Genomic DNA, 14,282 nt, shown 5'->3' with positions numbered 1-14,282 from the left:
GGGCGCCCCTACAGGTCCGGGCGATAGTTCGGCGGCTCGCGCATGATCGCCACGTCATGGACATGGCTTTCCCGCAGGCCGGCGCCGGTGATCCGCAGGAAGCGCGCCTTGCGCTGCATCTCCCGGATGGTGGCGCTGCCGGTATAGCCCATCGCCGCGCGCAGGCCGCCGACCAGCTGGTGCACCACGGTGCCGGCCGGTCCCTTGAACGGCACCCGGCCTTCCACCCCTTCGGGCACCAGCTTCAGCTTGTCGCCCACTTCCTGCTGGAAATAGCGGTCGGCGGAGCCGCGGCCCATGGCGCCCAGCGAGCCCATGCCGCGATAGGCCTTGTAGGACCGGCCCTGGTACAGAAAGACCTCGCCCGGGCTTTCCTCGGTGCCGGCCAGCAGGGAGCCGATCATGGCGCAGTCGGCGCCGGCGGCGATCGCCTTCGCCAGGTCGCCGGAATACTTGATGCCGCCGTCGGCGATCACCGGGATGTCGTAGTCGCGGGCGACCGACACCGCGTCCAGGATCGCGGTCATCTGCGGCACGCCGACCCCGGCCACCATCCGGGTGGTGCAGATCGAACCGGGGCCGATACCGACCTTCACCGCGTCGGCGCCGGCCTCGATCAGCGCCTTGGCACCGTCGCGGGTGGCGACATTGCCGCCGATCACCTGGGTGTAGTTCGAGCGTCGCTTGATTTCGTTGATCGCATCCAGCACGCCGCGGGAATGGCCGTGCGCGGTGTCGACCACCAGCACGTCGACCCCGGCGTCGATCAGCGCCTCCGCCCGCGCCAGGCCGTCCGGCCCGACGGAGGTGGCGGCGCCGACCCGCAGCCGGCCCTGGTCGTCCTTGCAGGCATTGGGATAGTTCTGCGCCTTCTCGATATCCTTCACCGTGATCAGGCCGATGCAGTGATAGTCGTCGTCGACGACCAGCAGCTTCTCGATCCGGTGCTTGTGCAGCAGGCGCTTCGCCTCCTCCAGGCTGCAGCCCTCCTTTACCGTGACCAGGTCCTTCTTGGTCATCAGCTCGCTGACCGGCTGGTCGTTGTCGGTGGCGAAGCGGACGTCGCGGTTGGTCAGGATGCCGACCAGCTTGTTCGACGGCTCCTCGGTCACCGGGATGCCGTGGATGCCGTGCCGGTCCATCAGCGCCAGCGCGTCGGCCAGGCGGGCATTCGGCGCGATGGTGACCGGGTTGATCACCATGCCGGATTCGAACTTCTTGACGGTGCGGACCGTGTTGGCCTGCTCCTCGATCGACATGTTCTTGTGGACGATGCCGATGCCGCCGGCCTGCGCCATGACGATCGCCAGCGGCGCCTCGGTCACTGTGTCCATCGCGGCGGAAAGCAGCGGGATGCCCAGCATCACGTTCCGGGTCACGCGGGAACGGGTATCGACGGCGCCCGGCAGGACCTCGGATTCCGCAGGCTCCAGCAGCACGTCGTCGAAGGTCAAGGCTTCCCGGAAATCGACCATCTCGGCCCCCAATCTGCGCAGCGATGGCGGGTGATATAGCGATGCCGGGCCGCCCTGGCCAGAAGCGGCATGCGAAGGGCGGCAGGACGGGCCCTGCAGGCCGTCAGTCCCTGCCCGGATCGGGGTCCTGCGGATCGTCGGAGTCGCCCGGACCGGTGCCGCCCTCTCCCCGGAAACCCTGGGCGATGACATAGGCTTCGGAGCTGTCGCTGCGGCTGGCCGGCGGCTTGGCATGGCGGACCTGGGCGAAATCCGCCTTCATCCGCTGCAGCAGCCCCTCCTCCGCGCCGCCCTGCAGCACCTTGCACAGGAAGGTGCCGCCCGGCGCCAGCACCTGGCAGGCCAGGTCCAGCGCCGCCTCGCACAGGGCCATGATGCGCAGATGGTCGGTCTGCCGGTGGCCGGTGGCCGGCGGCGCCATGTCCGACAGCACCAGGTCCGCCGCGCCGTCCAGCGCTGCGCGCACCCGTGCCGCGGCATCGGGGTCGCGCATGTCGGCCTGCATCACCGCCGCGCCGGGCACGGGGTCCATTTCGTTGATGTCGACCGCCAGGATCCGCGCGCGCTTGCCGCAGCGTTCCACCGCCACCTGGGTCCAGCCGCCCGGCGCGGCGCCCAGGTCCAGCACCCGCAGGCCCGGCTTCAGCAGGCGGAAGCGGTCGTCCATCTCCGCCAGCTTCCAGGCGGCGCGGGAGCGGTAGCCCTGTGCCTGGGCGGCGGCCACATAGGGATCGTTCAGCTGTCGCTGCAGCCAGCGCTGGGAGGAGGTCTTGCGCCCGCGCGCGGTCTTTACCCGCTGGGTGAGCTGCCGGCCGGCACCCTGCGCGATCGTGGTGGAACTGCGGCGGCTGCTCCCCGCCCGCTTTCCCGGCGGTTTGGTCATGTCGGGCTGCCCGTCGCGTCAGGCCGAGGCGGCGTCGCCGCCGCCCCTGCCGTCATTGCCGCGGTTCTCGGCGGTCCTCTCCGCATTGCCCCGGTTCTCGCTGCCCCGGTTCTCGCCTCCGGGCCCGCGCCGGCGGCGGCCACGGCCGGAGCGCCGGCGCCCGCCGCGATGATGCTTCATCAGGCCGTGCAGCAGGCCCTCGCGCACGCCGCGGTCGGCGACCCGCAGCCGGGCGGCCGGCCACAGCCGGTGGATCGCCTCCAGGATGGCGCAGCCGGCGACCACCAGGTCGGCCCGCTCGGTGCCGATGCAGGGATGGTCGGCGCGTTCCTCCACCGGCAGCCGCGCCAGGCTGTGGGAGATGCGCTCGACCTCCGCCACCTCAAGCCAGCGGCCGTCCACGGCGGAACGGTCGTAGCGCGGCAGGTCCAGCAGCACGCCGGCCACCGTGGTCACCGTGCCGGAGGTGCCGAGCAGCTGCACCGCGCCGGCGGCCAGTTCGTCGGTCCAGTCGAAGCGCGCCTTCTGCGCCGCCAGCTGCGCGCCGATATGGTCCACCATGCGGCCATAGGCGGTCAGCAGCGGCTCGTCCGGATCGCCGGTCTCGCTCCAATGCTCCGACAGGTTCACCACCCCCCAGGGCAGGGAGAACCAGCCCAGGCTCCTGATCCGCTCCGGGTCGCCGACCGGCCGGCGCGGGTCCAGCGCCACCCAGCTCAGTTCCGTGGAACCGCCGCCGATATCGAAGACCAGTGCGCGGCGATGGCCGAAGTCCAGCAAAGGCGCGCAACCGGCCAGGGCGAGCTGCGCCTCCTCCCCGGTGGTGATGATGTCCAGCCGCAGGCCGGTTTCCTTCTGCACCCGGTCCAGGAACTCGGCGCCGTTGCTGGCGCGGCGGCAGGCCTCGGTGGCGATGGCGCGGACCCGGGTGACCTGGCGGCGGCGCAGCTTGCCGGCGCAGATCTGCAGGGCGCGGACCGCCCGCTCCATCGCCTCGTCGGACAGCCGGCCGGATTCGCGCAAGCCTTCGCCCAGGCGGACGATGCGGCTGAAGGCGTCGACGACGACGAAGCCGTCGCGGTCGGGCTGCGCCACCAGCAGGCGGCAATTGTTGGTGCCCAGGTCCAGGGCGGCGAAGAACTGCCCGCGGCGCGGGCGCCGGCGCCGCGGCCGGCCCGGACGGGCGGCTGCGTCCGCCGCAATGGCTTGTGGCTCGGTCTGGGAGGCGCGGCCGTCGGGCCTTGTCGCCTCGGCGGGTCGCGCCTCGACCGGTGCCGGTGCCGGCTCGGCATCGGCGGCAGCGGCGGGCGGATTGCGCAACGTAACCGGATCGGCTGTCACCCCGGCACCCTCCTGAACGCGACCGCGGGCGCGGCCCGGCACGGGCCGCCCACCCTGCCCGGTGGCGGCCGCGCCGGCGGTCGGAAACGGTCATGCGGGACCTTCTCCGACCGGCGGGGGCGGACGGCGCGGCCCGGACGCATGCGCATGCAGACCCCCATGACGGCGGATCGGGCATGGCGCGCATCGGCGCAGCCGTCTGGCCGGACCGCCATGGGCGGCCCCGGCAAGCACACAAGGCGTTAACCCACCCATATCCCAAGGCAGGGCGCTTGCAAACCATCCTTTGGTGGCATAAGTCAGCGACAGGCGCGGCGGCGGCCAAAGGCTACCCGACTGCGTTGACAAGCACGGGCGACCGAAATAGGTTTCGCGCCCCGCAGCCGACCGGTGCAACGCGCCGGGCCGGCAGCCCCTGCTGGGGGATAGTTTAGCGGTAGAACATCGGACTCTGACTCCGAGAGCCCTGGTTCGAATCCAGGTCCCCCAGCCACGCTTTCCAACCCTCCCCCTGCCGTTTGCGCACTTGCGGACATCAGCCGGCGCGACCCACTCTGACGGGCGTGATCGCAGCGCATGTCCATGCGGGGGAGGCAGGCATTCCGGAAATATCGCGCGGCGGGCGCCTTCGCGGCGCGATGGCGCGGCGGCCCGTCATCCCGTCCCCCCTCGTTCCCGCACTCGTCATCCCGTTGCTGTCTGCCGCCCTGCCCGCCGGCGCGGCCATGGCGGCATCCGCCGGCCCGCCGCAGGTCGCGCTCGGCAGCACCGTCTCCACCGATGACCGGCTGCTGCGCGGCGGCCTGCAGCTGCCGCTCGCCGACAGCGGCGGCGACCTGCTGCTGCTGAACCTGGAGGGGGCCGGCTCGCTGGCCGGCAATGGCTGGTCGGCACAGGCCGGTCCGGCCTGGCGGCACGCGCTGTCGGAGCACCTGATGCTCGGCGGGTACGGCTTCGCCGCCTATGACCGCTCCGCCGCCGGCAGCCGCTTCGTCACCGTCTCGCCGGGCCTGGAACTGCTGGCGCCGCGCTGGCAGCTGTCCGCCAATCTCTACCTGCCGGTGGGCCAGCGCACCCGCATGACCGGCACCGCGAGCTGGGCCGGCGAGAGCGGCGACAGCAGCTATACCAGCTTCAGCGGCCACCAGCAGTACGACCGCATGATCGCCCCGGTTGACGAGATCGGCACCGGCGCCGACCTCGTCGGCAGCCTTCGCCTCGGCGGCCGGCACGACCTGGGCCTGCGCCTCGGCGGCTATCGCTTCACGCCCCGGACAGAGGCCCGCAACGGCGCCGTCGCGGGCCTGCAGGCGGAGATCGTGCCGGGCCTGAGCGCCGCGCTCGACTATGGCTATGACAGCGTCGACCGCAACCGCATCGGCCTGACCCTCAGCTTCCGCTTCGGCGGCGCGCCCGCCGCCGCGACCCCGGCGCCGGACTGGCGGCGGCGCCCGGTGCAGCACAACATCGCCGCCTTCGACACCGCCAACGCGGTGCCGGTCAGCCACCTGACGGCGCCGGTCAGCGACCCGCTGCCCTATCGCGACAATATCTGGTTCTTCGACCCTGCCGGCACGGCCTACGACCCGGCCGCCGGCACCGCCGCCTGCAGCTACGCGCAGCCCTGCTCCAGCCTCGATGCGGCGACGACCGCCGGCATCGCGGCGCTGGCCGCCGGCAGCGGTGCGCGGGACGCGCCGGCGCTCTACCTGCGGCCCGGCACCTACAGCCTGCCGGCGGGCAGCTTCATCCAGCTCTACGGCGGCCAGTCGCTGCTCGGCCGCACGGCCAGCTATGCCGGCGCCGCGACCGGCGGCGACCGGCCGCTGCTGCTGGCGGGCAGCATCCTCATCGCCGGTGCCGACGGCAATGGCGGCAACCGGCTGGAAAACCTGGTCCTGCGCAACAATGGCAGCCTGTTCCCAGCCGCGATCATCGCCGCCGATGCCGGCAGACTGACCTTCGCCGGCCTGACCGTGGGCGGCGGCGGCACGTCCCCCGCCGACCCGCCCTATCTGGCCGGCCTCAACCTTTCCGGCGCCACCAGCGCCAGCCTCAGCGGCGTCTCCATCGCCGTGGGCAATGGCGGCGACACCGCCCTGCCGGTCGCCACCGGCATCCGGCTGACCGGCACCGCCGGCCTGACGATCTCCGGCAGCAGCATCAGCGCCACCGCCAGCGGCGACGGCAATCGCGGCGCCTTCGCCATCCTCGGCACCCTGGCCGGTGGCGGCAGCCTGGTGGTGCAGGACAGCAGTCTGGCTGCCGCGGCCAGCGGCACGGCCGATGCCGGTGCATTCGACATCTACCTGGACGGGCCGGGCGGCGGCACGGTGTCCGTCACGGCCAGCCGGCTCGGCGCCATCCTCGCCGGCGAGAACGGCTTCGGCGCGGCGAACCTGGTCGACGCCTCGGTGGCGGGCAACAGCATCGCCATCGCCAACAGCGATCTCGTTGCGACGGCCACCGGCACAGGCGCCAGCGCCGGATCTCTGGCGCTGGGCGGCGACGCGACCGCGACCGTCACCGCCTCCCGCCTGACGGCCAGCCACAGCGGCAGCGGCGACAGCCAGGGCGTGACCCAGGTCCAGATCCAGGACAATGTGCAGGTCACGATCACCGGCTCCACCCTCCATGCCAGCGACAGCAGCACCAACGGCCGCGCCTTCGTGAACAGCCTCAGCGCCGCCGGCAACAGCCGGCTGACCGTGCTGGACAGCGTCATCGTCAACGAGGGCAGCTCCGCGACCCAGTCCGGCAGCACAATCGTCACCAGCCTGGACGATGCGCAGGTCACGGTGCGCGGCAGCAGCCTGGCGACCACCTTCGCCGGCGGGCCCGAAATCACCGAGCCGTCCGGCGCGGTGCCGCTGTGGAGCCTCGGCCGCTCCGCGATCACGGTGCAGGACAGCGCCATCCTCGCGACCGCCGGCAATGCCCTGACCGTCCCCGACCCGCTGGAGGCGGAGGATGCCAGCCGCATCACCATCACCGGCAGCACCCTGCGGGCGGTGCAAAGCTTCGGCAACCGGCTGGACACGCCGCTCGCCGCCATCGTCGCCGCCGACATGGCGTCGGTGACCCTGACCAACACCGCGCTCCTGCAGGGTCTTTCCGGCCCATCCACCGATGGCCTCGGCGCGATCCAGGCGCTGGGCAGCGCCACCGTGCGCCTGACCGGCGGCGTGCTGGCGCTGGACAATGCCGGGAGCCCGGCCGGAGCCGCGGCCCTGCCGACGGTCGCCGCCACCGCCTACGAAAACGCGGCGATCGCGCTGCAGGGGGTGCAGATCCAGCTCACCGGCGGCAGCACCGCCGTGTCGCAGAGCTTCGGCAACGGCCAGGTGACGGTGGCCGATTAGGGCCGCTCACCCCTCGCCAAGATCGTTCAGCACCGCGACCAGGGTCGCCGTCTCCGTGCCGCGGTTCACCCAGGCATGGTTGGTCTGGCGCTGCACCACCACGTCGAACGGCTTCATGTCGACCTCGCCGTCGTCGAGCAGCAGGGTGACCTCGCCCTCCAGCAGGATGATGTAGTCGATGGTCTTCGTCTTGTGCATGCCGGGATGGCGGGTCCGGTCGACCAGGTCGCCGCTGGCGCCGATCGCCTCGAAGGCCTTGCCGAACAGGTCGTAGCGCTGTTCTTCCGAAAGCTGCGCCGCCGCGCCTTCCGGCGGCACCTGGAAGAAGCGGAAGACGGAGCCGCCCTTCGGCGGGTTGAGGCGGACTGTCATGTCGGCCTCTTCCCGGGTGGCCGTCATGTCGGCGCCCGGCACATGCCGCCAGAAGTCGCGCAGGCCGGCATCACCCAGCAGCGCGATCTGGTGGGGCGTCTGCTCGTCCAGCAGGATCCGCGAGCGGCCGTTTTCGTCATTCACGGTGACGATGCGGCGGAAGGACTGGGTCATCGATGGCTCCCCCATGTGAATCGTTGTCTTCCGTCAGGACACCGCCTCGATGGCGGCACGACGGTCGAAATACCAGGGCGCGGTCCACAGCGCCTGGATCTTTTCCAGCGGGATCCGCTGCGCCTTCGACAGCACCCGGTCGCTGGAGGCGATCAGCCGCCGCCGCAGCGCCGGCCAGTCGATGCCGGTCAGCTGGCCGCCGCGCTTCACGATGCGGCCGCCGGCCAGCACCGTGTCCACATTGGACGGGTTGGCATAGAAGATCACCGCGCCGACCGGGTCGATCATCGGCGTCATGTTGATCGCCCGCGTATCGATCAGCGCGATGTCGGCGAACTTGCCCGGGCTGAGGCTGCCCAGGCAATCGTCCATGCCGATCGCCCGGGCGCCGCCGATGGTGGCCATCTCCAGGATCGAGCGCGCCTGCACCGTCACCGTGCCCGGCGTGCGGCCGTCCTGCTCTGCCCAGGCGTTCAGCCAGGCCCGGTGCGCCTGCAGCATCAGCCGCATCTGCGAGAACATGTCGCCGCCGATGTTGGAGACGATGTCGATGCCCAGGGAGGCGCGGCCGCCGGCATCGGCAAAGCGGTAGGCGACCGGATGGCCCATCGCCATCTGCATCTCGGTGTCCGGGGTGGCGGAGATCGCGCAGCCATGGTCGGCCAGGATGCGCAGTTCCTCGTCGGTGAAGCCGCCGCCATGGACGAACAGGGCGCGCTCGTCCAGCAGGCCGTCGGCCAGGAAATGCTTCACCATCCGGTTGTCCTTCGCCAGCGCCCCCATGCCGGCATGCATGGAGATGCGCTGCGGCTCCATGGCGATCACCCGCCGCAGCTCCGCCTGCACCTCGTCATAGGGCTTCAGCTCGAACTCGTTGGTCGCCAGGCCGAAGCGCAGCCGGTCGTGCGCACCGAAGCCGTTGCCGCGCAGCCGTTCGGCATCGGCGAAGCGCCAGTCCTCGACATCGCCCCACATCTCGCCGATCAGCTCCGCCACGTCGATCGGTGCGCCGGGATGATGCCTGGCGTTGCGGAACATGCCGTAGCAGAACACGCCGCCGATGCCGGCATCGCGATGGCCCTGCACCGCGGCATCCGCATGCTCGGGCGAGTTCACGATATGGCAATGGTCGACGACGCTGGTGATGCCGGCGTTCAGCGCCTCCAGCGCGCCGATATGGTTGCCCAGCCAGACATCCTCCGGCTGGTAGAAGGAGGCGAAGACCGACCGCATGTTGATGGTGTAGTCGCAGAGGCTCCAGTCGGTGGCGACGGAACGCAGCTGCGTCTGCCAGACATGGCGGTGGGTGTCGACGAAGCCGGGCACCGCGATCATCTCGGCCGCATCCAGGATCTCCGCCCCTTCGGGCGCGTCCAGGCAATGGCCGATCGCGGCGATCCGGTCGCCCTGCACCAGGATGTCGCCCGCCGGCAGGTCGCCGATGGCGGGGTCCATGCTCAGCACCGCGGCGCCGCGGATCAGGAAGGGACGGTCCTGCATCTGTCTCGTCCTTTCGGGTTCAGCCATTCTTCCGCTCTGGCATGAGGAAGCGGTTGCGCAAGGTCCCGATCCGGTCGATCTCCAGCTCCACCACGTCGCCGGACTGCGGATAGCGGCCGACCTCCAGGCCGCAGCCGGTGCCGACGGTACCGGAGCCGATCACCTCCCCCGGAACCAGGCGCTCCGATTTCGACAGATAGGCGATGATCTGCTCGAAGCCGTGATGCATGGCGCCGGCGCTGCCGCCGCCCCGGACCTCGCCGTTCACCCGGGCGGTCATCTTCAGGCTGCCGATCTCGCCGATCTCGTCCAGGGTGACGATCCAGGGGCCCAGCACGTTGCCGGTGTCGAAATCCTTGCCCTTGGCGGGGCCCAGGGTGCCCAGCATCTCGTCCGCCTGGGCGTCGCGGGCAGAGCAGTCGTTGAATACCGTCAGGCCGAAGATATGCGCCCGCGCCTGCTCCACCGGGATGTCCGCACCGCCGCGGCCGACGATGCAGGCCAGCTCCAGCTCATAGTCCATGACCTGCGAATAGGCCGGCCAGATCACGTCCTGGCCGGTGCCGATCACCGAGTAGGGATTGCCCTTGTAGTAGATCGGCTGCCGGTACCAGACCTCCGGGATGTCGAAGCCCTTGCCGGTCTTTTCCTCCAGCAGCTTCGCGCTGTTCAGCAGATGCTCCTCGAACACCAGGCAGTCGCGCAGCCGCCGCGGCAGCGGGATCGGCGCCAGCAGCCGCACCGTATCGAGCGCCAGCACGGCCGCCGCCGGCGGGTCGGCATCGAGCGCCGCCGCGGCCGCCAGGCCGTCGGGCCCGGCATCGATCAGCGCCAGCATATCGCCGAACGGGCCGGGGCGTCCCGTCTGTGCCGCGGCGGCGGCGAGGTCGACCACTTCGTTGCGCTCCGGATGGACGCTGCCGATGCGCGGCGCCCCGCCCGCCTCGAAAGTTGCCAGCTTCATGCCGCGCCCTCCTCCGGCACCAGGGCCACGGCCCGGGTCCAGCCGGCGGAAGCCGCCTTGATCTTCACCGGCAGGCAGATGATGTCGAAGCCGCTGCCCGGCAGGCTCTGCAGGTTGTGCAGCTTCTCCAGGTGGCAATAGCCGATGTCGCGGCCGGCCCGATGCCCTTCCCAGATGATGCCGGGGTCGCGATCGGCGACCCACTTGTCTGCGGTGTAGGTGAAGGGGGCGTCCCACGACCAGGCATCGGTGCCGGTGACCCGGACGCCGCGCTCCAGCAGGTACATCGTCGCCTCATAGCCCATGCCGCAGCCGGCATCGACATAACCGTCGCCGCCATAGGCATCGCCGGCGCGGGTGTTGACGACGACGATGTCGCCGGGGCGCAGGTCGTGGCCGATCCGCGCCAGCTCGGCCTCCACCTCCGCCGCGGTGACGACATGGCCGTCCGGCAGGGCGCGGAAGTCCAGCTTCACCCCCGGCCCGATGCACCAGTCCAGCGGCACCTCGTCGATGGTGATGGCGCGCTGCCCCCTGTCCATCGTGGAGGCGAAGTGGTACGGCGCATCCAGATGCGTGCCGTTGTGGGTGATCAGTTCCACCCGCTCCACCGCCCAGCCCTCGCCGTCGGGCAGGTCTTCGGTCCGCAGGCCCGGGAAGAATCCGGCCATCTGGTCCGCGGTCATCGAATGGTCCAGATATTCCACCTTCGGGTTGAAGGGCACGGGGTCGGAGATGATCTCGTTCTCGATGGCGATCGAGAGATCGACGATCCGCCGGCCCCGGAACATCGCGCTGGCATTCGCGCTCATCCTGCGCTCCTTGTTGGCGTGACTGATTGATTGTACGTACGATTAAGAAATCGAGAGACGTGTCCCGACCCATGCCCCAGGTTCATCCGACCCGCGAAAAGATCCTCGACGCGGCCGAGCTGCTGTTCGCGGAGACCAGCTACGATGCCGTCTCCATCCGTCAGATCGCCGCGGCGGCGGAGGTGCAGCTGTCCTTGGTCACCTATCACATCGGCAACAAGGAAAAGCTGTACTACGAGGTGATCGAGCGCCGGGTCAGCGTGCTGAGCGAGAGCCGCCTGGACCGGCTGCAGGCCGCGCTCGACGCCAATGGCGGCGAGCCGCTGCCGCTGCGCCGCATCGTCGAGGCGTTCATCGAGCCCTATGTGCACCACAGCCTCACCGGCGGGCCCGGCTGGAAGGCCTATGCACGGCTGGTCGCCCGCATGTCGGCGAACCCGCATGTGACCACCGCCATCGTCGACCTGTTCGATCCGCCCGGGCGGATCTTCCTGCGCGAGATGCAGCGCTCGATGCCGCGCGCCAGCGAGGCGCAGGTGCTGTGGGGCTTCACCTTCATGGTCTGCGTGATGGCCGGCACCCTGGCGGAGAACGGCCGGATCGACGGCCTGTCGGGCGGCCGGGTCCGGTCGTCCGACATCGGCGCCGCCTGCGCGGAGATGATCCCCTTCGTCACCGCCGGGCTGCAGGCGGTCGGCAGCCGCAGCTGATCCGGCGCCTGCGGGAGGCAAGGCGGTCATGACGCCGCCGCATACATGATCTTGTCCTGCGTCGCCTCATGCGCGGGCAGTTCCTCGACGATGCGGCCCTGGCGGGCGACCAGGATCCGGTCGGACACGCTCAGCACCTCCGGCAGGTAGGAGGAGATCACGACCACCACGATCCCCTCCGCCGCCAGCGCGCGGATGAAGGCATGGATCTCCGGGATCGAGCCCACGTCGACGCCCCTTGTGGGTTCGTCGAAGAACACCACCCGCGGCTTCTGGCAGAGCGACTTGGCGATCACCACCTTCTGCTGGTTGCCGCCGGAGAGCTCCACCAGGCGGGCGTCGCGCGCCAGGCTGCGCACATGCAGCCGCTCCAGCCAGGGCTGCGCCACCCCGCGCGCGCGGGCCCCGGAGGCACCGGAAAAGGCGCCGGCATAGGCGGCCAGCCAGCCGACATAGACGTTGCGCGCCGTGTCCATGGTCTCGAAATAGCCGTTCAGCTTCCGGTCTTCGGTGACATAGACGATGCCGTCGCGCATCGCGTGCTTCGGCGTGCGGTAGCGGACCGGCTTTCCGTCCAGGAAGACCCGGCCGCCGTTGATCATGTCGCGCTTGAAGACGCCGGAGATCACCTTCGCCGCCTCGGTGCGGCCGGCGCCGATCAGCCCGGCGATACCCGTCACCTCGCCCGCGCGGGCGGAGAAGGACATGTTCCGCACCACCCCGCCGTAGCAGAGATTCTCCACCCGCAGGGTACGGGGCAGCTTGCGCGCCGCCTGCTGACCGGCGGCGATGAAACGCTCCCGCGAGCTCATCAGCGAGCCGTAATAGCTGTCCTCCACGGCACGCCCGACCATGTGGGTGATCAGCTCCTGCCGGCTGAAGGCGGCGGCAGGCTTGGTAACGATATGGGCCCCGTCGCGCAGCACCGCGATCCGGTCGCAGACCTTCAGCGCCTCCTCCAGCGCGTGGGAGATGGTGATCACCGCGCGGCCGTCCGCCTTCAGCCGGCGCAGCAGGCGGAAGAACTGTTTCTTCTCCGCCGGCGCCAGCGACGCTGTGGGCTCGTCGAAGATCACCAGCTTGGCGTCGTGGAAGATCGCCCGCGCGATCTCCACCATCTGCCGCTGGCCGGCGCCCAGGCTGCCGCACAGGGCGGTCGGATCGACATGGAAGTTCATGCCGCTGAGGACGGCCTGCGTCTCCCGGTACAGCACCCGCAGCCGGTTGAACGGCCGCTCCGCCCCCAGCTGGATGTTCTGCGCCACCGTCATCGTCGGCACCAGGCTGGTCTCCTGATAGACCATCACGATGCCGGCCCGCAGCGCGTCGGCGGGGCTGCCCAGGCGCTGCGGCCGCCCGTCGATCAGGATCTCGCCCTCGCTCAGCTCCACCGCGCCGGCCAGCGCCTTGCACAGGGTCGACTTGCCGGCGCCGTTCTCCCCCGCCAGGCCGAGGATCTCGCCGCGGTCGAGGTGGATGCTGACATCGCTCAGCGCACGCACTCCGCCATAGGCCTTGCTGGCGTTGCGCACCTCGATCAGATGTCCGCCGGTCATGCCGCGCCCTCTTCGCTTTCCCGGTCGTCGCCATGCAGCAGCAGCTTGCCGTGCCCGCGGGAGACCAGGCAGACCTTGCCGTCGGGCGTCACCGCGACACCGGTGATGCCGTGCCGCTTGCCGTCGGTGCGGCTGTGCAGGCTGCCGGTGGGGTCGAACTCCCCGTCCAGCCGCACCACCAGCCCGTAGGAGCGCGGCGGCGCCCAGGGCTTCTTAATCCCCATCTGGCGGATGCCGCCCATCTGCAGGGGCTCCAGCGGATCGTCGGTGGTGTTGAGCGCCGGTCCCACCCAGTGGGCTTCCGGCACGGTCCGCATCATCTCCGCCAGGAAGCGCGGCTCGCCCAGCAGGAACTCCACCAGCTGGGTGCGGACCGCAAAGCAGGTCAGCCACCAGCCGCCCTGCCCGTCCGCGGCCAACCGGCCCGGATAGGCCGGCAGCTCCGCCAGGACCGGCTGCGGCGCGGCGCCCCCACTCCCGCGGCCGCCCAGGCGAAGCAGCCGGTGCCGCCAGGCCTCCGCGACGATCACCGTGCCGTCCGGCGCGACCGCGACGCCGGCCGGCCAGGCCAGGCTGGCGCCCAGGGTCTCGGCCGCGCCGCTCCGCAGGTCCAGCAGGGTCACCCGGCCGCTGCTGCCGCGGCCCAGCAGGTCGTGCCGCCAGTGTCCGAGATCCTGTTCCGCGCTGCCTTCCGCGACGACGATCCGGTCGCCGTCCAGCGCCGCCAGGGCCGTGACCGACCGCAGGCGCCGGTCGCCGATGCGGTCGACCGCCCATCCGTCATGTCTGCCGCCCCTGACGGCCAGGCGATCGCCATCGACAGCAATGGCCAGGCCGCCGTCCGGCAACCGGCACAGGGCGCCGGCCCGTCCGCCGACTTCGGCAAAGGTGGTGCGCATCGGCGCGTACCAGTGGCCGCCGATCTCCAGGACCCGAGGGCCATCGCTGACCAGCGGCAGGCCGCGGGGCCCGATGGCGACATCGTCCGGCGCCTTCAGGTGGCGGTCCAGCATCCGGCAGAGGTCGAGCTGCTGGTTGGGCCGCAGCGGCCCGTCCAGCACGGGGGCGCTGTCCTGTGCGGCATGGCGGCCCGGGCGCCCGAGCAGACCGGAAAGGATTTGCATGGCCATTGC

Annotated in this window: 11 protein-coding genes and 1 tRNA gene; 3 read left to right on the top strand and 9 right to left on the bottom strand. The window is 70.9% G+C overall.

Annotated features, from left to right (window positions below; genetic code table 11):
- Positions 1 to 8: 8 nt before the first annotated feature.
- From guaB to ACFOGJ_RS09430, 3 genes are all read right to left on the bottom strand, one after another.
- Positions 9 to 1,475, bottom strand: coding sequence for an IMP dehydrogenase (gene guaB / locus ACFOGJ_RS09440; RefSeq protein WP_379899620.1), 1,467 nt, complete (start codon positions 1,473 to 1,475; stop codon positions 9 to 11).
- A 103-nt stretch (positions 1,476 to 1,578) separates the two neighbouring features.
- Positions 1,579 to 2,358 carry an RlmE family RNA methyltransferase gene (locus tag ACFOGJ_RS09435; protein WP_379899619.1) on the bottom strand — a complete coding sequence of 260 codons (780 nt, stop codon included), beginning with the start codon at positions 2,356 to 2,358 and terminating at the stop codon, positions 1,579 to 1,581.
- An 18-nt stretch (positions 2,359 to 2,376) separates the two neighbouring features.
- Positions 2,377 to 3,699, bottom strand: coding sequence for a Ppx/GppA phosphatase family protein (locus tag ACFOGJ_RS09430; protein WP_379899618.1), 1,323 nt, complete (start codon positions 3,697 to 3,699; stop codon positions 2,377 to 2,379).
- Between the two features lie 419 nt (positions 3,700 to 4,118).
- Between ACFOGJ_RS09430 and ACFOGJ_RS09425 the strand changes: the two genes are divergently transcribed.
- Both ACFOGJ_RS09425 and ACFOGJ_RS09420 read left to right on the top strand, forming a co-directional pair.
- Positions 4,119 to 4,192: transfer RNA gene (locus ACFOGJ_RS09425), tRNA-Gln, on the top strand.
- Positions 4,193 to 4,424: 232 nt separating this feature from the next.
- Positions 4,425 to 7,061 (top strand): beta strand repeat-containing protein, encoded by a 2,637-nt coding sequence (locus tag ACFOGJ_RS09420; RefSeq protein ID WP_379899617.1) that lies wholly within the window; start codon positions 4,425 to 4,427, stop codon positions 7,059 to 7,061.
- Between the two features lie 6 nt (positions 7,062 to 7,067).
- Here the strand turns inward: ACFOGJ_RS09420 and ACFOGJ_RS09415 are convergent, their stop codons facing one another.
- From ACFOGJ_RS09415 to ACFOGJ_RS09400, 4 genes are read right to left on the bottom strand one after another with little or no spacing between them, the layout of a single operon-like run.
- A complete protein-coding gene (locus ACFOGJ_RS09415) occupies positions 7,068 to 7,607 on the bottom strand; it encodes a cupin domain-containing protein (RefSeq protein ID WP_379899616.1) in 540 nt (179 codons plus the stop codon).
- Positions 7,608 to 7,640: 33 nt separating this feature from the next.
- A complete protein-coding gene (locus tag ACFOGJ_RS09410) occupies positions 7,641 to 9,107 on the bottom strand; it encodes an amidohydrolase family protein (RefSeq protein ID WP_379899615.1) in 1,467 nt (488 codons plus the stop codon).
- A 19-nt stretch (positions 9,108 to 9,126) separates the two neighbouring features.
- Entirely contained in the window at positions 9,127 to 10,071 is a 945-nt protein-coding gene (locus tag ACFOGJ_RS09405; RefSeq protein WP_379899614.1) for a fumarylacetoacetate hydrolase family protein, read from the bottom strand.
- On the bottom strand, positions 10,068 to 10,883 hold the full coding sequence (locus ACFOGJ_RS09400; RefSeq protein ID WP_379899613.1) for a cyclase family protein: 816 nt from the start codon (positions 10,881 to 10,883) through the stop codon (positions 10,068 to 10,070). The genes ACFOGJ_RS09405 and ACFOGJ_RS09400 overlap by 4 nt, the downstream gene beginning before the upstream one ends.
- Positions 10,884 to 10,954: 71 nt before the next feature.
- On the opposite strand from ACFOGJ_RS09400, the gene ACFOGJ_RS09395 reads away from it, so the two are divergent.
- On the top strand, positions 10,955 to 11,593 hold the full coding sequence (locus ACFOGJ_RS09395; RefSeq protein WP_379899612.1) for a TetR/AcrR family transcriptional regulator: 639 nt from the start codon (positions 10,955 to 10,957) through the stop codon (positions 11,591 to 11,593).
- A gap of 26 nt (positions 11,594 to 11,619) precedes the next feature.
- Here ACFOGJ_RS09395 and ACFOGJ_RS09390 read toward each other — a convergent pair whose 3' ends face one another.
- A complete protein-coding gene (locus tag ACFOGJ_RS09390) occupies positions 11,620 to 13,149 on the bottom strand; it encodes a sugar ABC transporter ATP-binding protein (RefSeq protein WP_379899611.1) in 1,530 nt (509 codons plus the stop codon).
- Positions 13,146 to 14,279: a hypothetical protein gene (locus ACFOGJ_RS09385; RefSeq protein ID WP_379899610.1), complete on the bottom strand. Its 1,134-nt coding sequence runs from the start codon at positions 14,277 to 14,279 to the stop codon at positions 13,146 to 13,148. The genes ACFOGJ_RS09390 and ACFOGJ_RS09385 overlap by 4 nt, the downstream gene beginning before the upstream one ends.
- Between the last annotated feature and the right edge of the window lie 3 nt (positions 14,280 to 14,282).

The organism is Marinibaculum pumilum (assembly GCF_042646425.1).
GTDB lineage: Bacteria > Pseudomonadota > Alphaproteobacteria > Ferrovibrionales > Ferrovibrionaceae > Marinibaculum > Marinibaculum pumilum.
The sequence above is the reverse complement of the archived record's forward strand: the minus strand, read 5'-3'. Positions and strand labels throughout refer to the sequence as shown.

Coding starts and splice junctions, on each gene's coding strand:
- ACFOGJ_RS09410 (WP_379899615.1), bottom strand. CDS start 9,107: ATGCAGGACCGTCCCTTCCTGATCCGCGGCGCCGCGGTGCTGAGCATG.
- ACFOGJ_RS09400 (WP_379899613.1), bottom strand. CDS start 10,883: ATGAGCGCGAATGCCAGCGCGATGTTCCGGGGCCGGCGGATCGTCGAT.
- ACFOGJ_RS09420 (WP_379899617.1), top strand. CDS start 4,425: ATGGCGGCATCCGCCGGCCCGCCGCAGGTCGCGCTCGGCAGCACCGTC.
- ACFOGJ_RS09435 (WP_379899619.1), bottom strand. CDS start 2,358: ATGACCAAACCGCCGGGAAAGCGGGCGGGGAGCAGCCGCCGCAGTTCC.
- ACFOGJ_RS09415 (WP_379899616.1), bottom strand. CDS start 7,607: ATGACCCAGTCCTTCCGCCGCATCGTCACCGTGAATGACGAAAACGGC.
- ACFOGJ_RS09385 (WP_379899610.1), bottom strand. CDS start 14,279: ATGGCCATGCAAATCCTTTCCGGTCTGCTCGGGCGCCCGGGCCGCCAT.
- ACFOGJ_RS09390 (WP_379899611.1), bottom strand. CDS start 13,149: ATGACCGGCGGACATCTGATCGAGGTGCGCAACGCCAGCAAGGCCTAT.
- ACFOGJ_RS09405 (WP_379899614.1), bottom strand. CDS start 10,071: ATGAAGCTGGCAACTTTCGAGGCGGGCGGGGCGCCGCGCATCGGCAGC.
- guaB (WP_379899620.1), bottom strand. CDS start 1,475: ATGGTCGATTTCCGGGAAGCCTTGACCTTCGACGACGTGCTGCTGGAG.
- ACFOGJ_RS09395 (WP_379899612.1), top strand. CDS start 10,955: ATGCCCCAGGTTCATCCGACCCGCGAAAAGATCCTCGACGCGGCCGAG.